Below are 25,347 nucleotides of genomic sequence, written 5' to 3'. Positions count from 1 at the left end.
CCCTCCTTTTCTAAGGAGGGAAGCCCCTACTCTTTTCGAGTGGAAACTAGGAGGATTAATGGCTAATTAGTCACCATTTTTCAGTTCAATGTTGATACCTAAAGAACGGATCTCTTTGGTCAATACGTTGAACGATTCAGGCATACCCGGATCCATATAATGGTTTCCATCTACAATGTTCTTATAGATGCGTGTACGACCTTCGACGTCATCCGACTTCACAGTGAGCATTTCTTGGAGGGTATATGCTGCACCATATGCTTCAAGTGCCCATACTTCCATCTCACCGAAACGCTGACCACCGAATTGTGCTTTACCACCAAGCGGTTGTTGTGTCACAAGTGAGTAAGAACCAGTTGAACGCGCATGCATCTTGTCGTCAACCAAGTGGTTCAACTTAAGCATGTACATGTAACCTACAGTTACTGGGCGATCAAACTGTTCACCTGTACGGCCATCAAACAAGATCTGTTGACCAGAACGTGGTAACTCTGCAAGTTCAAGTAACTCTTTGATTTGTGATTCTTCGGCACCATCAAATACTGGAGTTGCCAAAGGCACACCAGCACGTAAATTACCTGCAAGCTTCAAGATCTCTTCGTCAGTTAGTGTGTCAAGCTGTTCTTGCTCACCACCCACTTTATTATAAATCTTGTCAAGGAATGAACGTAACTCGGCAATTGTACGTTGTTGTTTGAGCATTTTATCAATCTGCTCACCCAAACCTTTTGCTGCCATACCTAAGTGGGTTTCAAGAATCTGACCCACGTTCATACGCGATGGTACACCGAGTGGGTTTAATACGATATCAACTGGCACACCATTGGCATCATGTGGCATATCTTCAACTGGTAAGATGTTTGATACAACACCTTTGTTACCGTGACGACCCGCCATCTTATCACCAGGTTGGATACGACGTTTAACTGCTAGGTAAACCTTAACAACTTTCAATACACCAGTTGTTAACTCATCACCTGTAGAAAGTTTACGTTTCTTCTCAGCAAATTTTTCATCAATTTCATGGCTCTTTTCTTTCAAGAACACTTGAATTTGAGTTAGACGCTCAGCAATTGCTTCATCTGTTGGTTGGATTTCAAGTAGATCAACTAACTCTAGACCAGACAACATATCTTCTGAAAGCTTCTCACCACGTTTAGTTGAACCACCACCGTTAGATTCTTGACCTTTCAACAAACGAACAATACGCTCACGTGCTGCTTCTTCGAAGATTTTGTATTCTTCTTTCAAGTCTTTACGGTATGCATCAAGCTGAGCTTTCTCAATTGCTTGCGCACGTTCATCTTTTTCTAAACCATCACGTGTGAAGACTTGAACGTCAATCACTGTACCTTTAGTGCCTGACGGAACACGTAAAGATGAATCTTTTACGTCAGCCGCTTTTTCACCAAAGATTGCACGAAGTAGTTTTTCTTCAGGTGTTAACTGAGTTTCACCTTTAGGTGTTACCTTACCAACAAGAATATCACCTGCAGTAACTTCAGCACCGATATAAACAATACCAGACTCATCAAGTTTAGACAGTGCAGCTTCACCGACGTTAGGAATATCAGCAGTAATTTCTTCTGCACCTAACTTAGTATCACGCGCTACACATGACAATTCTTGAATATGAATCGACGTTAAACGGTCTTCTTGAAGCACACGCTCAGAAAGTAAGATCGAGTCTTCATAGTTATAACCGTTCCATGTCATGAACGCGACGCGCATGTTTTGACCCAGCGCAAGTTCACCCATGTCAGTCGATGGACCGTCAGCCAAAATATCGCCACGAGCAACTTTGTCGCCCAAGTTTACGATGACATTTTGGTTAATACATGTATTTTGGTTTGAACGTGTATATTTGATCAGGTTGTAGATATCTACACCTGCTTCACCCGCAATCATTTCATCTTCGTTCACACGAATAACGATACGAGATGCATCAACATATTCAATTACACCACCACGACCCGCGATCACACATACACCTGAGTCGCGTGCTACGTTTGCTTCCATACCCGTACCGACAAGTGGTTTGTCAGCACGAAGTGTAGGAACAGCCTGACGTTGCATGTTCGAACCCATCAATGCACGGTTTGCGTCATCGTGTTCAAGGAATGGAATTAATGACGCTGCAACAGAAACAACCTGCTGTGCAGAAACGTCCATATGTGTTACGCGCTCAGGCGACATACGTACGAATTCACCTTGATGACGTACAGAAACCATTTCTTCAGTCAAGTTGCCATCTTTATCAACTGCTGAGTCGGCTTGTGCAATGACAGTGCCTACTTCTTCAATTGCAGATAAATATTCAACTTCATCTGTCACACGACCGTCTACAACCTTACGGTATGGTGTTTCCAAGAAACCGAAGTCATTCGCTTTTGCATAGACAGAAAGCGAGTTGATCAAACCAATGTTTGGACCTTCAGGTGTTTCAATTGGACAAACACGACCATAGTGAGTTTGATGTACGTCACGCACTTCGAAGCCTGCGCGTTCACGTGTCAAACCACCAGGACCAAGCGCAGATACACGACGTTTATGTGTAATCTCAGATAATGGGTTGTTTTGGTCCATGAACTGAGATAACTGGCTTGAACCAAAGAATTCTTTGATTGCCGCAGCAACTGGTTTCGCGTTGATTAAATCTTGTGGAGACAAGTTATCAGTTTCAGCTTGGCTTAAACGCTCTTTAACAGCACGTTCAACACGAACTAAACCAACACGGAATTGGTTTTCTGTCATTTCACCAACAGAACGTACGCGACGGTTACCCAAGTGATCGATATCGTCGACTTCACCTTTACCGTTGCGGATCTCAACTAATGTACGAAGTACATCAATGATATCGTCATGCGATAAAATACCTTCAACTTCACGCGACTTCTGATCAGTACCCACTTCGTAAGGACGACCCAAACGACGGTTAAACTTCATACGACCTACTGGAGAAAGGTCATAACGTTCAGAAGAGAAGAATAAGTTATTAAATAAGTTCTCTGCTGCTTCTTTTGTCGGTGGTTCACCTGGACGCATTACTTTATAGATTTCAACAAGCGCTTCTTCACGACCTGTTGTTGTATCTGCACGTAATGTATCTGCAATGAACGAACCACGATCGATGTCATTAGTGAATAGGATGTTAAATTGTTTAACACCACCCTCAGCCAATTTCACCATAATTTCATGGCTAAGTACGGTATTTGCAGGAATCACATCACCACTCTTAAGTGTGATGTCTTCAGCTGTAATACGTTCATATAAATATTCATCAGGTACAGAAAGCTTAGCTAAGTTAGCTGCTTCCATTTGACGTACATGACGCGCATTAATACGTTTACCTTGCTCAACGATTGCTTTACCATCGTTGTCCAAGATATCAAATTGCGCCATTTCACCACGTAAGCGATCTGGAACGAGGTCAATTTGATAGCTACCCATATCAAGATATACAGGTACTTTTTCATAGAACAAATTCAAAATTTGTTCATTGCTATAATTTAAGGCACGTAAGATCACAGTCGCCAACAATTTACGACGACGGTCAATACGTACGAAAACTAAATCTTTTGCATCGAATTCAAAATCTAACCATGAACCACGGTAAGGAATGATACGTGCTGAGTACAACACTTTACCGCTTGAGTGTGTTTTACCCTTATCATGATCAAAGAATACGCCTGGTGAACGGTGTAATTGAGATACGATTACACGTTCAGTACCGTTAATAACGAAAGTACCGTTGTCGGTCATGAGCGGCATTTCGCCCATGTACACTTCTTGTTCACGAACATCTTTGATTGATTTCGTTTCGCGATCTTTAATGATCAAACGAATTTTTACACGCATTGGTGCCGCATAAGTCGAACCACGTAAAATACATTCACGCACGTCAAACTCGGGTTTACCAAGGCTATACTCAACAAATTCTAAAGCAGCATTGCCAGAATAACTTTCAATAGGAAAAACTGAACGAAATGCGGCTTGGAGACCGATATCTTCGCGATTTTTTGGAGTTTTACCACCTTGTAAGAATGTACGATACGAATCGACCTGAATCGAAAGTAAGTACGGTGCTTCCATTACGTGGGGCAATTTACCAAAATTCTTACGGATCCGTTTCTTTTCGGTATATGAGTATGCCATCTGGAGTCCTCGGAAAGTAAACTAAGCCCGCCTGCAGAACGGGCCTAGAAGGAATTACGCAGGCCGATATGGCCACCACTGTTTACAAATGCTGCAATTTTTAGTGGTATCAAAACGCTTAACAATATTTTTATAAGCAAAAAAATATTGGTAAGCATTTGATTTTATTTGTTTTCTATAAAAATCTGCACAAAATATGCAAAACTAACAAAAAACGAGCCGATTATTGTAACGCAAAAAGGCTGATGACCCAAGAGCCATCAGCCATTTTTTGGAGCCGATTATAAAAAAATCGGCTCCCTACAGAATTACTTAAGTGTAACTGTAGCACCAGCTTCTTCAAGCTTCTTCTTAAGCTCTTCGCCTTCTTCTTTAGAAACAGCTTCTTTAAGAACAGCTGGAGCGCCTTCAACAAGGTCTTTAGCTTCTTTAAGACCAAGACCAGTAGCTTCACGAACTGCTTTAATTACAGCAACTTTGTTAGCACCAAAAGAAGTCAACTCAACGTTGAATTCAGTTTGTTCTTCAGCAGCAGCAGCGCCAGCGCCTGGAGCAGCAGCAACAGCTACAGCAGCAGCAGATACGTTAAATTTTTCTTCGAAAGCAGAAATTAATTCAACAAGTTCAAGAACTGTTTTTTCAGCAACTGCGTTTAAGATTTCTTCGTTTGTTAAAGCCATGAGAATAACTCCAAATGGATATTGAATGGTGTGAAAATAGGATTAAGCTGCTTCTGACTCGTTTTTCTCTTTGAGCGCTGTAATGAGGCGACCCAATTTCGAAATAGGAGCTTGAAGAACAGACGCAAGCATAGTAAGCGCTTTTTCTTGGTTCGGAAGGTTTGCAATCACGCTAACTTCAGCACCTTGATAAACCTTGCCATCAAATGCAGCAGCTTTAAGTTCAAATGCTTTGTTAGTTTTCGCAAATTCTTCGAACAAGCGTGCAGCTGCACCCATGTCATCTTCAGAAGTAGAGAAACCGAGAATGGTTGGGCCAACAAGGTTGTCATTTAAGATATCGAATTGAGTACCTTCTAATGCGCGCTTAGCCAAAGTGTTACGAACGATACGAGTCGTCACACCTAACTTACGAGCTTCAACACGAAGTGTTGTTAATTGCTCTACGCTTGAACCTTGATAGTTAGCCACAACAACAGAAAACGCTTTAGAAGCAACTTCGCTTACTTCTGCAACGATCTGTTTTTTGCCTTCGATAAGAAGAGCCATTGTAAAACCTCCTAACGGTGATTTATGCATCTATAAAGATGCACTCCCAATTCGTAAGCCTTTCGACTTACACGTGGAGGAGGAACAAATCACACCACCACGTCTACTCAGGCTGGTAGATTAAGAAAAATGTTCGAAAACACTTCTCACCTGAGGTCTTTGACGCTGATAAATATTCATTTATCAATTCAAAGTTTGCTCAAACTCTTTTAAAAAAAGAGTCTGAGGCTTTAAAATTCTGTCTAATTACTTAGAAACGTTGTTTACGTCAACAGTAAGACCAGGACCCATAGTTGAGCTTAAAGTGATCTTTTTAACGTATACACCTTTAGAAGTAGCAGGCTTTAATTTTTTCAAGTCTGCAATTAAAGTTTCAACGTTTTGACGTACAGCTTCTTCGCTAAAGCCAAGCTGACCAATCGCAGCGTGGATGATACCCGCTTTGTCAACACGGTAACGTGCTTGACCAGATTTAGCATTTTTAACTGCGTTAGCAACGTCTGGAGTAACCGTACCCACTTTCGGGTTTGGCATTAAACCACGTGGACCAAGAATAGTACCAAGCTTACCAACAACGCGCATTGCATCAGGAGCAGCAATTACTACGTCAAAATCAAGGTTTCCACCTTGAATGCTTTCAGCAAGATCATCAAAACCAACGATATCAGCGCCAGCAGCTTTCGCAGCTTCAGCAGCAGCACCTTGAGCAAATACTGCAACACGTACAGTTTTACCTGTACCTGCTGGTAAAGTAGTCGCACCACGAACAACCTGATCAGATTTACGTGGATCTACGCCAAGGTTTACAGCGATATCTAAAGATTCTTTGAACTTCGCAGCTGGAAGGCTGTTAAGAACTTGTACTGCTTCTTCCAAAGTATAAACTTTGTTTGCTTCTACAGCAGCAGCAATGGCTTTTTGACGTTTAGTTAACTTTGCCATGTCTTATAGCTCCACTTCCAAGCCCATAGAACGTGCAGAACCAGCAATGGTACGCACACGAGCGTCTAAATCAGCACCAGTTAAATCTGGTTCTTTAGTAGTCGCAATCTCTTCTAATTGAGCACGAGTCAACTTACCAACTTTAGTTTTGTTAGGTACAGAAGAACCCTTTTGAATACCAGCAGCTTTCTTAAGAAGAATAGATGCAGGTGGAGTTTTCATGATGAAAGTGAACGACTTATCGTTGTACACAGTGATCACGACAGGAATTGGCAAACCAACTTCAAGTTTTTGTGTAGCAGCATTGAATTCTTTACAGAATGCCATGATGTTTACACCACGTTGACCTAAAGCAGGACCAATTGGTGGAGATGGATTCGCTTTACCAGCTGGAACTTGCAGCTTGATATAGCCGTCAATCTTCTTAGCCATTGAAATTACCTCTGGGTACAGACGCCGTTAGGCTCCCCAAAAAAATAAGTAATGCCGAAACATTACAACAACAATGCCCGATCAAATCGGGCGCTTTTCAAACAACTGAAATTAAACTGTTTTTTCGACTTGTCGAAATTCAAGTTCAACTTGAGTTGGTCGATTAAATACATTAATCGTCAACGTTAAACGTGACTTTTCGTACTGAACTTCCTCCACGACTCCTTTAAAGTCAGTGAACGGACCATCAATAACGAGCAATTCTTCACCTGGTTCAAACATCGTCTTAGGACGCGGTGCCTCACCAGTATTACGTACACGAGCAAGAATCGCATCAGCTTCACGTTGTGTGATTGGCGCTGGTTTTTCTGGCGTACCGCCGATAAAACCAAGAACCTTTGGACATTCTTTTACAATGTGCCAAGTATCATCATTCATTTCCATTTCGACTAACACATAGCCTGGAAAGAATTTACGTTCAGATTTACGTTTCTTACCATCCTTCATTTCAACTACTTCTTCAGTAGGAACTAGGACTTCACCAAAGCTGTCAGCTACCGTGCTACGTTGAATACGTTCATTAAGCGAACGCAACACTTGTTTTTCAAAGCCTGAATAGGCATGAATAATATACCAACGTTTCATGGCGCTCTTACCCGATAATTAACTTAATAAACCAACCTAACCCATAATCAAAGCACCACAACACTAGAGATGCAATAATTACTACCAAGAGCACCTGCCACGAAGTGGTGATCGTCTCTTGTTTCGTCGGCCAAGTCACTCGACGCAGTTCAATTCGTGCATCTTGCAACAAGCGCACAAAGCCTTTACCTTGATGGGTGGCGTATAATAAACCTAAAGCGACAACGATACAAGCCAAAATTACCCCAACGCGCACCCAAATATCATTTGCAGGCGCCCAATAGGCAGGTAAATGCTGATTTACCAATGCAGAACCGATTAGCAAAGCAATAGCAACCAACCACAGGACAGCATCCAATGGCGAACCTGAACTTACAACTTCTGCATTATTTCTTTGAGGGATTGGCGCGTCGCTTAATGCGTCGCGCGATTTATCATTCGACATTTTTTTACTCGTCGTTGAATTCGCGACTTATTATATGACAACTTAGCCAGAATCAAGCTTTTTTATTTAAAAAAAGTGGCAGGCCAGGAGGGACTCGAACCCCCAACATTCGGTTTTGGAGACCGACGCTCTACCAATTGAACTACTGACCTATTAAGCAAATCGAAAGCCGAAGCTTCCGATTTGAGTGTAACATAGTATTGGGCTTATGCAGTTACTTTAGCAACAACACCAGCACCTACAGTACGACCACCTTCACGGATCGCAAAACGTAGACCTGGGTCCATTGCGATCGGGTGGATTAACTCTACTGACATTTCTACGTTGTCACCAGGCATTACCATTTCTACGCCATCTTGTAATTTGATCGCGCCAGTTACGTCAGTTGTACGGAAGTAGAACTGTGGACGGTAACCGTTAAGGAATGGAGTATGACGACCACCCTCTTCTTTAGAAAGTACGTATACTTCTGCATCGAATTTAGTGTGCGGCTTGATTGTACCTGGTTTAGCAAGTACTTGACCACGTTGTACGTCTTCACGCTTAGTACCACGAAGTAAGATACCACAGTTCTCACCCGCACGACCTTCGTCAAGAAGTTTACGGAACATTTCAACGCCAGTAACTGTAGTCGTTTGAGTATCACGGATACCAACGATTTCAACAGACTCACCAACTTTGATGATACCAGCTTCTACACGACCAGTTACTACTGTACCACGACCAGAGATAGAGAATACGTCTTCGATTGGCATCAAGAATGCTTTATCGATTGCACGCTCTGGTTCTGGGATGTAAGAGTCAAGCGCTTCTACAAGTGCAAGAACAGAAGCTTCACCGTAAGGACCGTCGTTACCGTTTAATGCTTGAAGAGCTGAACCACGGATGATTGGAGTGTCATCACCTGGGAAGTCATAAGTAGAAAGAAGTTCACGAACTTCCATTTCTACTAATTCAAGTAATTCTTCATCATCAACAAGGTCACACTTGTTTAAGAATACGATGATGTAAGGTACACCTACCTGACGAGAAAGAAGGATGTGTTCACGAGTTTGTGGCATTGGACCATCAGTCGCAGCACATACAAGGATCGCGCCATCCATCTGAGCAGCACCAGTAATCATGTTTTTAACATAATCGGCGTGGCCCGGGCAGTCTACGTGAGCGTAGTGACGGATTGGAGAATCGTATTCTACGTGTGATGTATTAATTGTAATACCACGTGCTTTTTCTTCAGGAGCAGAGTCGATTTGTGAGTAATCTTTCGCTTCACCGCCGTAAGTTTTTGCACAAATTGTTGCAATCGCAGCAGTTAAAGTTGTTTTACCATGGTCAACGTGACCAATTGTACCCACGTTTACGTGTGGTTTATTACGTTCAAACTTAGCCTTAGCCATTTGATTTTCCTCGTTTACGTCGACACCAGTTTAGAGAAAAACAACCCTGAAAAACTTTCTTTATCGACATTCGCCTAAAAAACTAGACACCTAATACTTGAAAAGCAGACTATAATAGCCTGCTTCTTTTTAAATCTTTGTAGAAATTCTACCAAGTTGTATATCTGGAGCTCTTATCGAGATTTGAACTCGAGACCTCTCCCTTACCAAGGGAGTGCTCTACCACTGAGCTATAAGAGCGATCTCTTCGATGGAGCGGGAGACGAGGATCGAACTCGCGACATGCAGCTTGGAAGGCTGCCACTCTACCAACTGAGTTACTCCCGCGCGTTGGTACTTAACCACTTCAATCGAAGCTAGATGGTGGTGAGAGAAGGATTCGAACCTTCGAAGCTTTCGCAACAGAGTTACAGTCTGCCCCCTTTGGCCGCTCGGGAATCTCACCATATCACACTTACACAGTGCTGTTCTTCACTCTAACACTCTACTACATTAAGATGGTGCCGGCACACGGATTCGAACTGTGGACCTACTGATTACAAGTCAGTTGCTCTACCAACTGAGCTATGCCGGCGTTTCTTAGTGTTTCGTACGTTTCGTATCGGAACGGTGTGCAGTTTAGCAAAACTCTCAGGCTATGCAAGCAGTTTTTTTATAAAAACTGCGAAAAACTCATAAAATCAAACCATTTGATGATAATTCAACCGCTTTGATCACTGCGCGAGCTTTTATTTGGGTTTCATTCCATTCTGATTCTGGATTTGAGTCTGCAACAAGCCCTGCTCCAGCTTGCACATATACTTTTTTATCACGAATCACACAGGTACGAATCGCGATCGACATATCCATTTCACCATGCCAACCCAAATATCCAACAGCACCACCAAATACACCACGCTTAACTGGTTCTACTTCATCAATGATTTCCATTGCACGAATTTTAGGTGCACCTGAAAGTGTGCCCGCAGGGAATGTCGCTTTAAATACATCAAGCGCATCGACATCATCTCGAACCTCACCCTGTACATTTGACACGATATGCATCACATGTGAGTAGCGCTCAATCACCATACGATCAGTGACTTGAACCTTACCAATCTTTGAAACCCGACCAACATCATTTCGTCCAAGATCAATCAGCATTAAATGTTCTGCAATTTCTTTTTCATCAGCCAATAAATCTTGCTCTAAAGCCAAATCTTCTTCTTTAGTTTTTCCACGTGGTCGAGTGCCTGCTAAAGGACGTACTGTTGCGATACCATTCTCCAAACGAGACAAAATCTCAGGAGATGAACCAACAATATGAAAAGGCTTCTGATCCGTCAGTGTTTGTCCTTGTACCAAGAATAAATAAGGTGAAGGGTTTAAATGACGGAGTGCACGATAAACCTGTAATGCTTCACCATCAAAATCAGAAACCATACGCTGACCAGGTACCACCTGCATCACATCACCAGCACGAATGTACTCTTTTACCTTCTCAACGGTTGCAAGGAACTTCTCTTTACCTGTAATAGATTCAAAATGAGGAGCAGAATGCGGCTTTGCTTGCAGACTTACAGGTGTTGCAAGTAATTGTTCAAGTTGATCTAATTTTTGTTGTGCTTGTTGATAGGCATTTTCTTGATTCACATCAGCATGATGAATCAAAAATAACGTATCTTTCAAATTATCAAAAACAATAACTGTTTTAGATAGCATTAACCATAAATCGGGTAAAGACACAGGGTCGGCTGTTGGTACATTTTTAAGTTTAGGTTCAATATAACGCACTGCATCATAACCAAGATAACCAACTAAACCGCCAGTAAAGCTTGGTAAATCAGGCAACTCATTTTGAGTCGGCACTTTAAATTGTTTTTGAAAATCACGTATATATTGGAATGGATCACTACATTCTTGTTGAATAACAGAACCATCCAACTGTTGAATAGTCAAGATTCCTGCATTGCAAGAAAAAACTGTCGACTCTCCTAACCCAATCATGGAATAACGCGCCCAGTTCTCCCCACCTTCAACAGACTCAAACAAATATGCTTGTTTGTGTTCTTTGAAGCGCGCAAAAACAGAAAGCGGAGTTTCGGTATCCGCTAAACGTTGACGGTATACAGGAATAGTGTTGTAGCCTAAAGATTTTAACTGTTCGAATTGTACTAAGGTCGTCATGAATATTCTCTATGGTTTCGATTTAATCTGCGTTTAGTTTTAATGCTGCTTTAATCCCGCCATCGAAAAACCATACTCATTTTCATGCCCTTCTCCTCACCTGATCTTCATCTATCAATTCTGCCAAACTATCTATCACTTGTTGTGGTTGGCAGTCATAGATACTTTCTCCATGATTATAGCCATAGCTGACCACAATACAATCTATACCTGCACGTCTTGCCGCTTCAACATCATTACTTGAATCACCAATCATCAACGTTTCAGAAGCCAGAGCATTTTGCTGCTGCATACAATGTAACAATGGCAATGGATGTGGTTTGCGCTCAGCCAAGCTGTCACCTCCAATTACCATTTTAAAATAAGCACTCAATCCCAAAACATCGAGAATACCTCGAGCCAAGTGTTCAGGCTTATTGGTTACACATGCCATCGTAATTTGATGTGTTTGACAATACTGTAAAAATTCCAACACCCCTGCATATACTTTCGTGTCGACACATAATTCCTGTGCATAAATTTCAACAAATGTATCAAGTAAATGATTGAGTTGTTCTGGGTTAGCATCCCCAAATAAATGATCAAGCACCGTTTCACACAACTTTGCAGCGCCTTTTCCAACCCAAGCTCGAATCTGCACTTCCGTGACTAATGGAAATCCTAGTTTTTCCAAACTGAGATTCATCGCACGGTACAAATCTGCTGCAGAATCAACAAGTGTTCCATCGAGATCAAAGAGAATAAGGCTACGACGCTCTAACTGTGCAATTAGCATAAATTTACTCGACATAAAAAAGGCATACGCTCATGGTATGCCCTGATTGTAAAAGCTTCGCGTAATTATTTAAAGAACAGCCAAGCAATCACAGCCAAAATGATCAGCACGATAATTGAAATCAAACCTACAGATGCATTTTTCTGTTGCTCAACTTCTTGTGCCACTCGTGATACAGGCTCTTCAAATGGAATAGGTTGTTGCTCTAAAGTCGACTGCACATCAACACCTTGTGGTATCGGCGCAGGCTTTGGAATCGCAACTTGCTGCGGCATTCCATCACGACTAATTGGGGTTTCAACAGCACGTTCAGCTATACTCGGCATACCTTGGTCGTGTGATGTTGATGGCACTGGTTCTGCTTCAATTTCAGGCAATTCAGCATCAACAGGTGCAAGTACAGAAAACATAAAGCTCGCAAATTGCAAAATATCCCCATCATGCAACTCTGTTTCTTGTTCAATTTTCAAATCATTGATAAATGTGCCATTTGAAGAATTCAAATCTTGAACCCAAAGCTGCTGATCTTTCAACAACAAGGCAGCATGTCGACGAGAAATATCAGCAGATTGCAACAAAAGGTCAGCATCTTGATGACGACCAACTAACATATCACGCTCTACGCTAATCTCTTGCCCCGTAAATTCACCCGTAATGGCTTGTAGTTTCCAAGTCATAGATGCATATCCTTATAAAATTTCTCTCAATTTTAACATTGTGACATAAGGTCTTCTGTGCATCTACTGTGAAGATGCCGAACGAATCGTCGTAGTTGTCACTGTATTCTTACTACGCTCAGTCGATTTTGCTGGCAGCTGAATAGATTGCTGTTGTACCTGAGGTTCTATAGTCGCTACAGGTGTAGTTACGACACTATTTTGATTTTGTGTTGCTGTTGGAACCTTTTGATACGGTGACGTATTATTTAACGGTTGTTGACGATAAATATCAGCCACATTTTCAGGTAACTTAGCAAAATTACCATTTTTATCCATAGCTAGCTGCAAGCTATAAAGCTGATTGTAACGTTGTTGAGAAATTCGACGCACATCATCAGAATCACCAACAATCGTTGGGTGAATGAAAACCAAGAGATTACGTTTTTCATTGGTTTTACTGTCTGCACGGAATAATCGACCAAGATAAGGAATATCGCCTAAGACAGGCAATCCTTGTCTCGAATGGATTGAATTGTCGGAAATCAAACCGCCCAGAACAACCGTTTGGCCATGATCAGCTAAAACCGAAGTTTTGATGGCACGCTTACTGGTCACCAAATCAGTTGCTTGACCGCGACTTTCCTGTACAGCAGAGACTTCTTGCTCAACCTCTAACCGAACAGAACCACCTTCACCAATATGCGGTACAACTTTTAGCGTTACACCCACATCCTTACGTTCAACAGTGGTGTATGGATTCACACCTGTGCTGTTAGTCGTCACAGAACCAGTTACGAATGGTACATTCTGACCCACAACAATATAGGCTTCCTCATTATCCATCGTCACAATAGATGGTGTGGAAAGAAGGTTGGATTTCGTGTTACTTTTTAGCGCCTGAATCAATGCACCATAAAGCTTACGCGAACCATTCGCACCCTCTTTATAGTCACCCACCACAATCGAAGAACCAGCCCCAATTGCAGAACCCAAACCAGCCGCTCCACCTGTCAGATATCCAGCAGCTAGTTTTGATAAACTAGACCCAACATTAGTAAAGTTTATTAATCCAATACCGCTACTTATATCACCTAATGCCCACTGAACACCCAATTGATCTGCATCATCACCAGCAACTTCAATAATTGCCGCTTCGATCAGCACCTGTTGACGACGTATATCTAATTGCTGAATCGCTGCCTCAATTTCACGCATTAACTGAGGATCCGCTTTAACGACCAATGCATTCTGCGTACTGTCCGCAATAATGCTAACACCATTACCATTAAAGCTTGAAACACCTGCATTTTGATTATTTGAGCCGCTATTCAAATTAATTGAAGGCGTGGAAATCGAGGAAGATGATCCAGATGTTGAATTTGAGCTTTGATTGTTTGAAACAAGGTTATTGATTGGATTATTTGATGAGCCTGCATTATTTGATGCTGAAGATGATGAAACTGATTGACCAGTGACTAAGCCTTGCAAAATTTCAGCTAAGTTTTTTGCACTGGCGTATTTCAAACGAAAAACTTTCAAACCGCCCAAACGATCTGCCGAAGGCACATCTAACATTTCGATCATTTGACGTAAACGTTTACGCGAATCAGGGTCACCCTTAATCAAAATGCGATTAGTCCGATTATCCGCAATGATGCGTACACGTGAGCCAATAAAATCTTTAGATGCACCCGTTGCACTCATCGTTTCTAGCAAACCAATGATTTCTTCTGCTTGGCTTGATTGCAAACTAATCGCTTCAATATCATTCTGACCTGTGCCATCAAGATTACGCACAATATTTTCTAACTGATAAATATTTGCAGCACGATCAGAAACAATCAACGCATTTGTTCCTGCTACAGCAGCTAAATGCGCGAATTGTGGCATCAGAGGACGAAGTGCAGGAATCAAGTCATTAGGGTTGGTATTTTGCAGCCAAATCACACGTGTAACGATTTGGTCTCCACCCGCACGACTGCTTGAATCATATGGGATACCAGAATTTTTCACATTGCTATCAGGAACAAGTTTTACAGTATTTCCCGATGGTAAAGCCACAACACCGTTAACATTCAAAACACCTAAAAATAGGTCATAAACCTCATCTTTATTTAAAGGCTTATTTGAAATCACCGTGACGTTACCACGTACACGAGGATCAACCGCAAAGTTTTTCCCCGTAATATCTGCAACTTCATTAATAAATGCTGTTAAGTCCGCATCACGTAAATTGATCTTCCATGTTTGTGCTTGCACATGGGTACTGATTGACGCGGCTAAAGGTGCTGCGGCAAGTAATGCCCAAAGTGGACGTTGATGATTTAAAAAAGCCATAACCTGCACTTATTCCTAACTTATGTGGTGACGTGTTATCACTAAAAACTTTGTTGTATGGTCATCACTTGATCACCACGTTTTATTTCTATTTTGGCATGCCCTTCACGACGTACTTGCTCTAATAATTGTACTTCGCTTAGCCCTTGCCCAACAGTTTGACCATTAATCGACAGAATACGATCACCTGAACGCAAACCTAATGTGTTTTTCAAGTTCGATGGTGTTCGATCAGAGATTTCATAACCACCTGAACCGCCGCCGGTCACACCCATATTTTTTAAATACTGCTCTCGATTATCTTGCATCTGCTGTATGGCTTGACCTAAAGCAGATTGCGGAGAACTTTGAGAAGGTGCTTGAGGCTGCATTTGAGTTGACTGATTATTCATACTCTCATTTAAAACGGGTGCTATCGGTTGATATAAGCCGTTTTCAAGACCTTTGAATTTAACTTCTCGTGTAGCACCATTTCCTTGCCTAAGAATCACATGATCCCAATAAACCTCTGCAAGTTGGTAGGACGTTGAGCCAATCGTCTCACCGACACGATAACGTTCAGCAACATCATTGAGTTTAATGACAGCAGAGGATAAATAACTTGGATAACCTAGCAAAACACCCTGCAACTCTAAATTAACATTATCTTGAGCAGAAACTGCTGCGGGTTCGTTAAATAATGCAAACGAACTAATGTTGGGTACTTGAGCTTGCTGCGAACCCAACTCAACTCGATCAAACTGCATCGGCTGCGGCGGTGCGACAACAAACCAAAATAAAGAAGCCAACTTCCAACATAACCATAGCACTAATATTACCAACACCAACGCACCTAGCTTGTCTAACTTCTGCCATCTCAATTGTTGAATCTTTTGAGCAAATTGTTTCATCAGAAGCCACCCTGCATGAGTGGTTGACGTGAGCTAATCACGTAAGTGTCTAAACCAGCTTTTCCTTCATATGATGGAATATTCAAAAGCATTCGTTGCGTCAATTGCACATCAAGCATCAAACTAGGGTCTAAACTTAGATTCGCCATTTTTTGACTGCGCTGATCACGTACATCTACTTGTAGCTGACCATTTTCATCTTTTATTTCAGCCATTAATGAAGGCATATTCATACGATCTTGACGTTGACCGAACGTATAATTCAATTCACCACCACCCCAGTTTAGCTGCCCTTCCGCAGCACTAAATCCTTTTTCTTTTTGATAATTTAACTGAACATCTTTTAATTGAATCGCGTTCTCAGGCCACTGCCAGTTTGCAAAATACTTTAAGGTTTCAGGTGAAACTTCACCTTGAAGATTCTTGATCATGATTTTTTTACCAAAACCATAACCAAAAACACCATTAAATTGAGTATTTCCACTGTGTATATCGAGATTTGCACCAACACGTAATAACAATAAATCTAGAGGTCTAGTTTTCCAATGGACAGTTCCTCGCAATTGACCACGCTGCCAATCCGCCTGCCCCTGCCAGATATTGCCACTAACATTATGTAATATTTGATTATCTTTAGAAAACTTAGCAATTAACCATGTTGCTGGAATTTGTAAAATAATAAAAATTAAGAATGCAAAAACGGCGAAAATCCACCATCTCCATTGTTTTGTTTTTTTCTTCATTCCACCCTTACCAACACGCAAAATATCATCCTTGTCGAGACACTCGCCCTCTGATTGACATTATGCATACTTTTTCAACATCGCCAATTCTCTCATATAAAAAAACCAAGCTTTTTAAGCCTGGCTTTTTAATAAAGGATAAAATCACCTTATGACAATACGATGACTTTAAAACTTGACTTAGATTAAGAAATCTTCAAGTTTTGCACCTTTCTCTAATTCTGCAACTAACCAACGTGGTTGCTTACCGCGACCTGTCCAAGTTTCGTCTGCATTATTTTTATTACGGTAACGAGGCTCAACAGCTTTACGGGTTGTTTTCTTACGTTTTTGCTCATCAAGCTCCAAAAGCTCTTCAACGCTGTATCCAACGTTTTCAGCAATCGCAATAATTTGATTATAAGCATCTTCAATTGCTTGATCTTTTTTGCTTGCAATTAAAGCTTCAGCTTCAGCTTGCAAACGCTTGAGATCTTCAACAGATAAATCACTAATATCTGGTTTCATTAGAACCACTCCAACTCAAAAGGGAAATATATCACTCAAAAAATAAAATGAATTAAAAATTCGACTCAATATTAATTTATATGTAATTAGATAATCAATATTAAAATAGTCAACTTAATCACAACATTCACTTAAATCAGCTATTATTTACAATAAAACAAAGAAACTTTGTTCACATCAAATATTACAGCACATTTTACCATTCTTTTAACTTCGTATTTTATTGTTATTATTTCTTAAAATATCAATTCAAAACCCACCTTAAAATAAACATAATCTAGATTTATAAGTAAGCTTTATTTTAAAAAATTTATTGAATTGCACCTCGATACAACTCAATAAATATGACTTAGATAAAATTATACATAACTGTCTTTACATATTATTCAATATGATGTCCAACAGTTGATTCCAACGTTATAATACGATTACGAATCTCGGTTGGTATATTAATTTTCTTTGAATCATGTTTGCCAACACACACCATGACAGCCTCACCAGTTGCAACCACTCGAGCTTGATCACGACTCCATAAAACATAATGCATTCTAAACGCACTATTTCTTAACTCTTCAATTCTTGCACCAATATGCAGCACATCAGGATAAAATACTGGGCTTAAATATTTACATTGACTCGAAGCAACAACCGTCAATATATCCTCATCAAATATATTTAATTTCATTAAATAAGCAATTCGTGCACTTTCAATATATCGATAATATTGAACATTATTTACATGTCCAAAAGCATCCATATCACCCCATGCAACAGTTTGCTCAAGAATTACTGGATAGACAGACAGCTCTTTCATTATTTCACTCATATCTTAAAGTTAAGAAAATTAACATCATTTTCAAAGATTAAATTCAACTGCCTGATTAAATCAGAATCATCACCCAAGGTAGATTTAATCCTTAAATAACTCATTAAAATATTATCAGGATATAAATCCAACAATTGTGCTGCATCAGTCTGGCGATCTGTCGCCATAAATATATGCCATTTTGCAAAAGCCAGCATTGGAACGCTGGTATATTTTTGCTCCAACTCCATAATTCGTTGTTCAACATAAGCATAATCAGGAATTTGCTTAAGTAGCTGTTGTTGAAACCACAAATAAAATACTTCAGGATCAAAATGCTCTTGCAATAGATGTAAGGCAAGCTCCTCGTGCTGAACACTCATTTCAGGCATTCGAGCCAATAATTTTAACCAAAGTACTTTACTGGTATACGGCCGTGCTTTGATTTCTGAATGCAGCATCATGTAACGTTGTTGAAGTGCACCTAAATCATCTACAGTAGCTTGATCAAATTGAATTAATAATTGCTGCAACCAAAGATCACGATGTTCTGCATCTAGCAGCCCATGTTGAGTACTTTGTAAAAACACCCATGGCTTTTGTAAGGCCAATTTACCCCACAAACTGGTTATTTTTTGCTGATATGCCGTTTCAATTTCGCTTAGCCAAGGGGATAGTTGATGTTGTGCGAGAAATTCCAAATGTGTAAGTGCTTTTTCTGTTTCTTGTCGCTCTAGAAAAATATCCACTCTAAGCAATTCAGCAAGTTCAAAAGCCATAGGGGCTGACTTTTCTAGATTCATCAATGCCGTTTCATAATCACCATTGCGATAATCAAATTGAGCATCAACGATATTACTCAGTAAACCTGACTGTGTGAAAACTCGCTCAATGAACACTTGCTGATCTTTGGCAGCATCTAATAACCAAACGATGCCAAGCTGCTCATAAGGATGTAAATCTTTAAATCGAAGAATTGTATCTTTCTGTCTTTGCTGTTGTGCGAGATATCTTTTTGCTAATAACCATCCTGCCTGAGCGATGAAGCTCACAAGAATAAAGCAGGTTACTAATCCCCAAAAGCTACTTTGAAACTGCCAGTCCCGCCAATAGATATAAGCGTAACCACTACCGTAACCATAGCTAAAGACTGAAAAAATAGCGAATAAGCTAAGGATTGCAAGGAAATATATCTTCAATAAATGCTTCATATCGGACTACCCTAGCAAACCGAGAGTCGTTAGTTTCGGAGCAGGAACGACGGGAAGATTAAGCATTTTCTCCACACGTAGTTTCATTTGCTGACTACTACGATCTGGCAAATCCTCTAAAAGTAGCATAACTTCTTGCATTGACTTACGATATTCAGTGGCTTGATTTAAATGTAATGCTTGCTCAGCAAGTAATAATCTTAATTGAGCCTCTTTTAGTAAAATACTTCGTTGGATTAAGTCTGGTGGAGTGCGTTGCACCTTTTCAAATTTGAACCATTGCCACCATGAACGTTCACTGTTTTTCTGCAGTCGAATATCGGGTTTCTGCATTTCTTGCTGAAGCTGCTGATCTAAATACTGCAACAACGTATCAAACTGCTGACGCTGCTGAGTTTGCAGCAATACATATTGTTGAATGTTTTGCTTATCTTGTTCCATCGCTTTAATAAGACCATGCTGCAATGCTGGTGAAACTTGATGTTGAGCCATTTGTTGTTGCAACTGATTCAACTGTTCTAGCGCAAAAATAAATTGTTGCTGATCTACAGCAAACTGCACTAATTGTAGTTTTTGCTTGATTACAACGGCGGGAGCAATACCATCAATCGTTATCGGTGTAGTTACAAGTTTATTATTGTTATTTGAGGTGTTTTTGTCTTGCAGTTGTCGTTGCAAACCCACTAATTGGTCATTTAACAAAGAGTATTGTTGCTGTGATTGAACCAACTGCTGTTGAAGCTGAGGAATTGTTTGAGAATATTGCGCAACATCATAACTGAGTTTCGCCAACCACACCAAACCCAGAACCAATATGAAATAAGCAATTTTTCTCATGATTGTCCTTGCCAGCCTTGAATAGAATGAATAATTTCTAATGGTGCTAATGTTTCTAACTGAATATATTTCAACATAGAATCTACTTGATTTTGCGTTTGACACAATACCTGAGCTAAACGCTCACCAAGTACTAAATAAATACAATCCAACTCTTTGCTAATCTGTGCGGTGAGCTTTTGCCAGTTTCTCCAACTTGCTTCACTACTAATCAACACAAAAACTGGTTGTTGTGCTACCAATTGAGAAACGAGTTTAGGAAATTTAGTCAAACTTAGTTCAGGGCATTGGCGACGATAAAGGATAAAGTTGAGAATATTAACGCCTGTTTGTTGCAAATGTTGCATCATAAATTGACGTCCGCCATGCCCACGCCAAAATGCGACTGTATTTAAGTCAACGCGTTCTCTAAGTATCGGTAGCTGCAACATCCCTTCTGAACTTTCCACATCAGGAACAAGACTATCAATCCCAAAGGTTTTTAGCGCTGCTGCTGTGGCTTGCCCAACCGCGATCCATTGAATATGTTTAAGTTGATCTAAATCAATCCCACTATTCTTGAGATGCAGCATGCCAATCTCAACAGCAGTTGGACTGACAACAACGATCACTTGCGAAGCCTTAAGTTGATCATACAACTGCATCAAATCTACTGTAAATGGCTCAGCAACCAACTCAAGTAAGGGCAAGGATTCAACCTGTATCCCCTCTTGAATCAAAGCTTGATTTAATGAATGTGCTCGATCTTCAGGGCGCGTATTGATGAATAACATTTTAATATAAAGCTTTCAGTAGCTCGCCTGCACCCTGTGCCAATAGTTTTTCGGCTAAAACCACACCCAATCGCTCTCCCTCATCCAATGCTCCTGACAATTGTTCTTTTAATAGCGTCTTTCCATCTACACTACCGACTCGACCTTCGATTTGAAGTTGATTTTGAGTAATTATCGCATAACCAGCGATCGGAACTTGGCATCCACCTTCAAGATAGGCATTAAATGCACGTTCTGCACGTACACAAATTGAAGTTACTTCATGTTGAAGAGGAGAGATTAATTCCAATAATTCTTGATCATCTGCACGACATTCCAAACCCAAAGCACCTTGCCCTACTGCAGGCAAACTCAATGTAGGTGCGAGGCAATGGCGAATCCTCTCTGCCAAACCTAAGCGTTTTAAACCTGCGCTCGCTAAAATGATCGCATCATACAGTCCATCATCGAGTTTAGATAACCGTGTTCCTACATTACCGCGTAGATCAATAATTTCTAAATCAGGGCGTTGCTGAAGTATCTGACATTTACGGCGTAGACTTGAGGTCCCTACTTTCGCACCATGTGGTAACTCATCAAAATGAGCATATTGATTCGATACAAAAGCATCTAAAGGATCTTCTCGTTCACAGATCACTGCAAGTGTTAAGCCTGCAGGTAAATGCATCGGCACATCTTTCATTGAATGTACAGCTAAATCAGCACGCCCATCCAATAGTGCTGCTTCCAACTCTTTTACAAATAATCCTTTACCACCAATTTTTGCCAAAGGCGTATCTAAAATTTTATCACCTTGGGTTACAAACTTAACCAATTCAACCGTTAAATCAGGATAAAGTTCATTTAAACGAGCACGAATATGCTCAGCTTGCCAAAGTGCAAGAGGACTTTGTCGAGTTGCAATTTTTAGAGTTTTCATAAATCTAAGTTAAGTATTGATCAAAGCAATTGCTCCAAACTTAACTTGATCATTTAAAAATGCAAGTAAAAAAAGCAAAAAGTGATCATAACAAGCTTAGCTTCAACAAATTATAGTTGATGCATACACTCTCTTAGACTTGGTAAATGACGGCGACTCACCGACAAGCGCTCCTCAAGTTCACGTAATCGAACTTGGTATTGTCCAGCAGCAACCAGCTCTAAACCTTCTAAATAATCTAGTGAAACAAGCGCATTACGATGGATTCTAATAAAGCGGTCAGCAAACTCATGCTCTAAATCTTTTAATGTTTCGTCTATCAATACACTGCCATTTTTATGGCGCACGGTGACATACTTCTGATCCGCCAAAAAATAATAAATATTTTCTACAGGGATAAGTTCGACCCCACGATAAGTTTTCGCAGCAATTTGGTGACGTTGAGTTTTAGTATCGTACATATGATCTTGTTGTTTTAAACCCGTCATTTGAGCTTGGGTAAGTTGAGTTAAATTATCAAAAACCTGCTGTAAATCTTGTTGGGCTACAGGTTTGAGTAAATATCCTTGGGCTTGAAATTTGAATGCTTCCAATGCATGTTGATCGTATGCCGTACAAAAAATAATAGCAGGACGTGGGTTCAAGTGACTCAATTGCTCAGCGCACTCTAATCCATTCATCCCTGGCATTTGAATATCTAATAAAACAACATCTGGTGAATCATTTTCAATATGATCTAACACATCTTGCCCATGATGTGCTGTCGCAATCACTTCATGCCCCATCTGGGTCACTAAACGTGATAAACGCTCTACTGCGAGAGGTTCATCATCAGCAATCAGAACTTTCATCCTCTCCTCCTTGTCACCGTTAACATCATCCATATTTTTTATGGTTAACTGGACTTATTATTTTACTCGATCGTGGTAACTCACCACAGTCGTATATAACGACACTCCCCCATACACTTGAAATTTCACAGCTGGCCCATAATAAGCCTTCAAGCGCTGTTCAACATTTTCTATTGCAATACCATTCCCTGTTCTGGATTTTATTTTATCGTGAGAATAGGGGTTAGTAATGACTATAGTGACTTGATTTTGCAATATTTCAACCAATACGCTAATCGTTGAAGCTTGTAAAACTTTTTCCACCCCATGAAAAATACTATTCTCTAACAAAGGTTGCAACGTTAATAATGGAATAGTCGCTCGTTTTAACTCAATTGGTGTCGCTTGAATATTCCATTCTACGGTTAATCTATCACCTAAACGCATTTTCTCAATACTGAGATACTGCTTACACAGATCAATTTCTTCCTCCAAACTTACCAGTTTCAACTCCTGAAAACTGGCCCGAAACAATCGAGAAAGACTGATCAACATATTTTCAGCTTTATCTGGATCTATTGAAATCAAACTCACCACACTATTTAAACTATTAAATAAAAAATGTGGATGAATCCGTGCCTGCATCGCTTGAATACGCGCATTTAACTCACTGTACTGCTGACGCAACCATTGCTCACGCATATATAAATAACGTAAGCAAAAAGCACCCAATAAAATACCATACCCCAAATGCAAACTTACGCCATGAAATAAGACATCTTCGGAAAAACCAGTAGATCGAGCTGCCCAAAACTGAATGATATTCACAGCGCAAGTTGTAAGCAGCACAATGATTTGCAGGACAACAAAACCCAAAGTCAAAGCGACCTTTTGACTTAACTTAGTAAAGAAATCCTGAAAATAATCGACAAACGCGGAAAAAGATAAAATCACCCAATTAATAAAAAAGGTGTATTGTAAAACGCGAATACCTTCCAAAGCATGCCAAGAGCGAGCTTCCGCCAATGCTAAAACCATTGCCAATACATTACTTGCAACAATTAGTTCTAATAAGTGTTGCCATTGACCAATTTTCGTAAAAAAATACGTGCCTGATGAATTCATCTGACGAGATTGCGATAACTTCTTGCGTCGAGTTTCGGCATCTGCGTTTGGATTTGCTATACTCTTTTTTATTTTACTGAGCCGCCATGACCACATCTTCTCAATCCTCATCTTCAGCAAGCCCTAATCAAACCTCTGGTATGTGGGGCGGTCGCTTCTCAGAAGCAACGGATGCATTTGTTGCAGAATTTACAGCATCTGTGCAATTTGACCAACGTTTTTATAAACAAGATATTGCGGGCTCTATCGCTCATGCAACCATGTTAGCAAAAGTTGGTGTACTCACTGAAGCTGAACGTGATGACATTATTCAAGGTTTAAGCACGATTAAAGCAGAAATCGAAGCTGGAAATTTTGAATGGCGTATTGATTTAGAAGATGTCCACATGAATATTGAGTCTCGTCTGACTCAACGTATTGGCATCACAGGTAAAAAACTTCATACAGGTCGCAGTCGTAATGACCAAGTAGCAACAGATATTCGTTTATATCTACGTGATGAAATTGATGACATTTTAGGCTTATTACTTCGCTTACAAAAAGGTTTACTGAGTTTAGCAAGTCAAAATACGCATACTATCATGCCCGGCTTTACTCATTTACAAACTGCTCAACCTGTGACGTTTGGTCATCACTTATTAGCTTGGTTTGAAATGCTTGTTCGTGACACCGAACGTTTACAAGACTGCCGTAAACGTGTTAATCGTATGCCACTCGGCTCAGCAGCCTTAGCTGGTACAACCTACCCGATTGATCGTGCCTATACCGCTGAGTTATTAGGTTTTGAAGCAGTTTCAGAAAATTCTCTCGATGCAGTCTCAGATCGTGATTTTGCGATTGAATTTAATGCCGCAGCATCTTTGATCATGATGCACTTATCACGTATGTCTGAAGAACTAATTCTATGGACTTCAGCTCAGTTCAAGTTTGTGAATATTCCTGATCGCTTCTGTACCGGTTCTTCAATCATGCCACAGAAGAAAAACCCAGACGTTCCTGAATTAGTTCGTGGCAAGTCAGGTCGTGTTTTTGGCGACTTAATTAGCTTATTGACCTTAATGAAAGGCCAACCATTGGCATACAACAAAGATAACCAAGAAGACAAAGAACCATTATTTGATGCAATTGATACCGTTCGTGGCTCACTTATGGCTTTTGCAGACATGGTTCCAGCACTGGTACCAAATATTGAAGTTATGCGTGAAGCGGCTTTACGTGGCTTCTCTACAGCAACTGACCTTGCAGATTACCTTGTTAAAAAAGGGGTTGCTTTCCGTGATGCGCATGAAATTGTTGGTAAAGCAGTTGCTCTTGGCGTAGCAGAAGAAAAAGATTTGTCTGAGCTTTCTCTTGAACAGCTACAACAATTCTCTGATCTGATTGAAGCAGATGTATTTGACAAAGCTTTGACTCTAGAAGCTTCAGTGAATGCACGTGACCATATTGGTGGAACTTCACCTAAACAAGTTGAAGCCGCAATTGTTCGTGCACACACTCGCTTAGAACAGCTATACGCTTAAGGACT

Annotated in this window: 23 protein-coding genes and 5 tRNA genes; 1 reads left to right on the top strand and 27 read right to left on the bottom strand. The window is 40.5% G+C overall.

The genetic code is table 11. The features are described from left to right. Positions 1 to 66: 66 nt before the first annotated feature. From rpoB to ACSC97_RS07020, 27 genes are all read right to left on the bottom strand, one after another. The gene (rpoB, locus tag ACSC97_RS07150; protein ID WP_125272769.1) at positions 67 to 4,155 is read right to left on the bottom strand and encodes a DNA-directed RNA polymerase subunit beta; all 4,089 of its coding nucleotides are present in this window, start codon (positions 4,153 to 4,155) and stop codon (positions 67 to 69) included. Positions 4,156 to 4,463: 308 nt separating this feature from the next. Beyond that, a complete protein-coding gene (rplL, locus tag ACSC97_RS07145) occupies positions 4,464 to 4,835 on the bottom strand; it encodes a 50S ribosomal protein L7/L12 (RefSeq protein ID WP_004916934.1) in 372 nt (123 codons plus the stop codon). 42 nt (positions 4,836 to 4,877) lie between these two features. Next, positions 4,878 to 5,384 carry a 50S ribosomal protein L10 gene (rplJ, locus tag ACSC97_RS07140; protein WP_004957403.1) on the bottom strand — a complete coding sequence of 169 codons (507 nt, stop codon included), beginning with the start codon at positions 5,382 to 5,384 and terminating at the stop codon, positions 4,878 to 4,880. A 246-nt stretch (positions 5,385 to 5,630) separates the two neighbouring features. Continuing rightward, complete coding sequence (rplA, locus tag ACSC97_RS07135) at positions 5,631 to 6,326, bottom strand: 50S ribosomal protein L1 (protein ID WP_004916940.1); 696 nt, start codon at positions 6,324 to 6,326, stop codon at positions 5,631 to 5,633. Positions 6,327 to 6,329: 3 nt separating this feature from the next. Next, positions 6,330 to 6,758 (bottom strand): 50S ribosomal protein L11, encoded by a 429-nt coding sequence (gene rplK / locus ACSC97_RS07130; RefSeq protein WP_004637639.1) that lies wholly within the window; start codon positions 6,756 to 6,758, stop codon positions 6,330 to 6,332. 111 nt (positions 6,759 to 6,869) lie between these two features. Further along, entirely contained in the window at positions 6,870 to 7,403 is a 534-nt protein-coding gene (gene nusG, locus ACSC97_RS07125) for a transcription termination/antitermination protein NusG (protein ID WP_004916944.1), read from the bottom strand. A gap of 7 nt (positions 7,404 to 7,410) precedes the next feature. Then, on the bottom strand, positions 7,411 to 7,848 hold the full coding sequence (gene secE / locus ACSC97_RS07120) for a preprotein translocase subunit SecE (protein ID WP_004674339.1): 438 nt from the start codon (positions 7,846 to 7,848) through the stop codon (positions 7,411 to 7,413). A 76-nt stretch (positions 7,849 to 7,924) separates the two neighbouring features. Further along, positions 7,925 to 8,000, bottom strand: a tRNA-Trp gene (locus tag ACSC97_RS07115). A gap of 54 nt (positions 8,001 to 8,054) precedes the next feature. Then, positions 8,055 to 9,245, bottom strand: coding sequence for an elongation factor Tu (gene tuf, locus ACSC97_RS07110; protein ID WP_004913952.1), 1,191 nt, complete (start codon positions 9,243 to 9,245; stop codon positions 8,055 to 8,057). 165 nt (positions 9,246 to 9,410) lie between these two features. Then, positions 9,411 to 9,485 (bottom strand) — tRNA-Thr (locus ACSC97_RS07105). Positions 9,486 to 9,496: 11 nt separating this feature from the next. Then, positions 9,497 to 9,572: transfer RNA gene (locus tag ACSC97_RS07100), tRNA-Gly, on the bottom strand. 34 nt (positions 9,573 to 9,606) lie between these two features. Beyond that, positions 9,607 to 9,690 (bottom strand) — tRNA-Tyr (locus ACSC97_RS07095). 53 nt (positions 9,691 to 9,743) lie between these two features. Continuing rightward, positions 9,744 to 9,819 (bottom strand) — tRNA-Thr (locus ACSC97_RS07090). A 98-nt stretch (positions 9,820 to 9,917) separates the two neighbouring features. Then, positions 9,918 to 11,411 carry an anthranilate synthase component I gene (trpE, locus tag ACSC97_RS07085; RefSeq protein WP_005403549.1) on the bottom strand — a complete coding sequence of 498 codons (1,494 nt, stop codon included), beginning with the start codon at positions 11,409 to 11,411 and terminating at the stop codon, positions 9,918 to 9,920. Positions 11,412 to 11,493: 82 nt separating this feature from the next. Next, the gene (locus ACSC97_RS07080) at positions 11,494 to 12,186 is read right to left on the bottom strand and encodes a phosphoglycolate phosphatase (RefSeq protein ID WP_419378615.1); all 693 of its coding nucleotides are present in this window, start codon (positions 12,184 to 12,186) and stop codon (positions 11,494 to 11,496) included. Between the two features lie 65 nt (positions 12,187 to 12,251). Then, positions 12,252 to 12,863 carry an FHA domain-containing protein gene (locus ACSC97_RS07075; RefSeq protein WP_099949312.1) on the bottom strand — a complete coding sequence of 204 codons (612 nt, stop codon included), beginning with the start codon at positions 12,861 to 12,863 and terminating at the stop codon, positions 12,252 to 12,254. A 63-nt stretch (positions 12,864 to 12,926) separates the two neighbouring features. After that, complete coding sequence (gene gspD, locus ACSC97_RS07070) at positions 12,927 to 15,182, bottom strand: type II secretion system secretin GspD (protein ID WP_436660095.1); 2,256 nt, start codon at positions 15,180 to 15,182, stop codon at positions 12,927 to 12,929. A gap of 41 nt (positions 15,183 to 15,223) precedes the next feature. Then, the gene (locus ACSC97_RS07065) at positions 15,224 to 16,072 is read right to left on the bottom strand and encodes a type II secretion system protein N (RefSeq protein WP_436660093.1); all 849 of its coding nucleotides are present in this window, start codon (positions 16,070 to 16,072) and stop codon (positions 15,224 to 15,226) included. Then, positions 16,072 to 16,815 (bottom strand): type II secretion system protein N, encoded by a 744-nt coding sequence (gene gspN / locus ACSC97_RS07060; protein ID WP_005403545.1) that lies wholly within the window; start codon positions 16,813 to 16,815, stop codon positions 16,072 to 16,074. The genes ACSC97_RS07065 and gspN overlap by 1 nt, the downstream gene beginning before the upstream one ends. Before the next feature lie 180 nt (positions 16,816 to 16,995). After that, positions 16,996 to 17,322: an H-NS histone family protein gene (locus ACSC97_RS07055; RefSeq protein ID WP_436660091.1), complete on the bottom strand. Its 327-nt coding sequence runs from the start codon at positions 17,320 to 17,322 to the stop codon at positions 16,996 to 16,998. A gap of 382 nt (positions 17,323 to 17,704) precedes the next feature. Then, entirely contained in the window at positions 17,705 to 18,136 is a 432-nt protein-coding gene (locus ACSC97_RS07050) for an acyl-CoA thioesterase (protein ID WP_436660089.1), read from the bottom strand. Positions 18,137 to 18,144: 8 nt separating this feature from the next. Continuing rightward, entirely contained in the window at positions 18,145 to 19,338 is a 1,194-nt protein-coding gene (locus tag ACSC97_RS07045; protein ID WP_004916972.1) for a hypothetical protein, read from the bottom strand. A 6-nt stretch (positions 19,339 to 19,344) separates the two neighbouring features. Beyond that, entirely contained in the window at positions 19,345 to 20,175 is an 831-nt protein-coding gene (locus ACSC97_RS07040) for a hypothetical protein (protein ID WP_436660087.1), read from the bottom strand. Next, positions 20,172 to 20,948 (bottom strand): uroporphyrinogen-III synthase, encoded by a 777-nt coding sequence (locus ACSC97_RS07035; protein WP_436660085.1) that lies wholly within the window; start codon positions 20,946 to 20,948, stop codon positions 20,172 to 20,174. Before ACSC97_RS07035 ends, ACSC97_RS07040 begins: the two co-directional genes overlap by 4 nt. A gap of 1 nt (position 20,949) precedes the next feature. After that, complete coding sequence (gene hemC / locus ACSC97_RS07030) at positions 20,950 to 21,867, bottom strand: hydroxymethylbilane synthase (protein ID WP_004957375.1); 918 nt, start codon at positions 21,865 to 21,867, stop codon at positions 20,950 to 20,952. A 110-nt stretch (positions 21,868 to 21,977) separates the two neighbouring features. Beyond that, entirely contained in the window at positions 21,978 to 22,718 is a 741-nt protein-coding gene (locus ACSC97_RS07025; protein WP_004916982.1) for a LytR/AlgR family response regulator transcription factor, read from the bottom strand. A gap of 57 nt (positions 22,719 to 22,775) precedes the next feature. Continuing rightward, the gene (locus ACSC97_RS07020) at positions 22,776 to 23,918 is read right to left on the bottom strand and encodes a sensor histidine kinase (protein ID WP_005403540.1); all 1,143 of its coding nucleotides are present in this window, start codon (positions 23,916 to 23,918) and stop codon (positions 22,776 to 22,778) included. On the opposite strand from ACSC97_RS07020, the gene argH reads away from it, so the two are divergent. Beyond that, positions 23,909 to 25,342 carry an argininosuccinate lyase gene (argH, locus tag ACSC97_RS07015; RefSeq protein WP_004957372.1) on the top strand — a complete coding sequence of 478 codons (1,434 nt, stop codon included), beginning with the start codon at positions 23,909 to 23,911 and terminating at the stop codon, positions 25,340 to 25,342. The genes ACSC97_RS07020 and argH overlap by 10 nt on opposite strands. Positions 25,343 to 25,347 lie beyond the last annotated feature (5 nt).

Origin of the sequence: Acinetobacter sp. P1(2025) (assembly GCF_051390655.1) — a bacterium.
Taxonomy (GTDB): Bacteria; Pseudomonadota; Gammaproteobacteria; order Pseudomonadales; family Moraxellaceae; genus Acinetobacter; species Acinetobacter junii.
This window is presented reverse-complemented; position numbering and strand designations above follow the sequence as displayed.

What these genes read in the sequence shown, in the direction of transcription:
- rpoB (WP_125272769.1), bottom strand. Translation starts at nt 4,155, where the DNA reads ATGGCATACTCATATACCGAAAAGAAACGGATCCGTAAGAATTTTGGT.
- rplL (WP_004916934.1), bottom strand. Translation starts at nt 4,835, where the DNA reads ATGGCTTTAACAAACGAAGAAATCTTAAACGCAGTTGCTGAAAAAACA.
- rplJ (WP_004957403.1), bottom strand. Translation starts at nt 5,384, where the DNA reads ATGGCTCTTCTTATCGAAGGCAAAAAACAGATCGTTGCAGAAGTAAGC.
- rplA (WP_004916940.1), bottom strand. Translation starts at nt 6,326, where the DNA reads ATGGCAAAGTTAACTAAACGTCAAAAAGCCATTGCTGCTGCTGTAGAA.
- rplK (WP_004637639.1), bottom strand. Translation starts at nt 6,758, where the DNA reads ATGGCTAAGAAGATTGACGGCTATATCAAGCTGCAAGTTCCAGCTGGT.
- nusG (WP_004916944.1), bottom strand. Translation starts at nt 7,403, where the DNA reads ATGAAACGTTGGTATATTATTCATGCCTATTCAGGCTTTGAAAAACAA.
- secE (WP_004674339.1), bottom strand. Translation starts at nt 7,848, where the DNA reads ATGTCGAATGATAAATCGCGCGACGCATTAAGCGACGCGCCAATCCCT.
- tuf (WP_004913952.1), bottom strand. Translation starts at nt 9,245, where the DNA reads ATGGCTAAGGCTAAGTTTGAACGTAATAAACCACACGTAAACGTGGGT.
- trpE (WP_005403549.1), bottom strand. Translation starts at nt 11,411, where the DNA reads ATGACGACCTTAGTACAATTCGAACAGTTAAAATCTTTAGGCTACAAC.
- ACSC97_RS07080 (WP_419378615.1), bottom strand. Translation starts at nt 12,186, where the DNA reads ATGCTAATTGCACAGTTAGAGCGTCGTAGCCTTATTCTCTTTGATCTC.
- ACSC97_RS07075 (WP_099949312.1), bottom strand. Translation starts at nt 12,863, where the DNA reads ATGACTTGGAAACTACAAGCCATTACGGGTGAATTTACGGGGCAAGAG.
- gspD (WP_436660095.1), bottom strand. Translation starts at nt 15,182, where the DNA reads ATGGCTTTTTTAAATCATCAACGTCCACTTTGGGCATTACTTGCCGCA.
- ACSC97_RS07065 (WP_436660093.1), bottom strand. Translation starts at nt 16,072, where the DNA reads ATGAAACAATTTGCTCAAAAGATTCAACAATTGAGATGGCAGAAGTTA.
- gspN (WP_005403545.1), bottom strand. Translation starts at nt 16,815, where the DNA reads ATGAAGAAAAAAACAAAACAATGGAGATGGTGGATTTTCGCCGTTTTT.
- ACSC97_RS07055 (WP_436660091.1), bottom strand. Translation starts at nt 17,322, where the DNA reads ATGAAACCAGATATTAGTGATTTATCTGTTGAAGATCTCAAGCGTTTG.
- ACSC97_RS07050 (WP_436660089.1), bottom strand. Translation starts at nt 18,136, where the DNA reads ATGAAAGAGCTGTCTGTCTATCCAGTAATTCTTGAGCAAACTGTTGCA.
- ACSC97_RS07045 (WP_004916972.1), bottom strand. Translation starts at nt 19,338, where the DNA reads ATGAAGCATTTATTGAAGATATATTTCCTTGCAATCCTTAGCTTATTC.
- ACSC97_RS07040 (WP_436660087.1), bottom strand. Translation starts at nt 20,175, where the DNA reads ATGAGAAAAATTGCTTATTTCATATTGGTTCTGGGTTTGGTGTGGTTG.
- ACSC97_RS07035 (WP_436660085.1), bottom strand. Translation starts at nt 20,948, where the DNA reads ATGTTATTCATCAATACGCGCCCTGAAGATCGAGCACATTCATTAAAT.
- hemC (WP_004957375.1), bottom strand. Translation starts at nt 21,867, where the DNA reads ATGAAAACTCTAAAAATTGCAACTCGACAAAGTCCTCTTGCACTTTGG.
- ACSC97_RS07025 (WP_004916982.1), bottom strand. Translation starts at nt 22,718, where the DNA reads ATGAAAGTTCTGATTGCTGATGATGAACCTCTCGCAGTAGAGCGTTTA.
- argH (WP_004957372.1), top strand. Translation starts at nt 23,909, where the DNA reads ATGACCACATCTTCTCAATCCTCATCTTCAGCAAGCCCTAATCAAACC.
- ACSC97_RS07020 (WP_005403540.1), bottom strand. Translation starts at nt 23,918, where the DNA reads ATGTGGTCATGGCGGCTCAGTAAAATAAAAAAGAGTATAGCAAATCCA.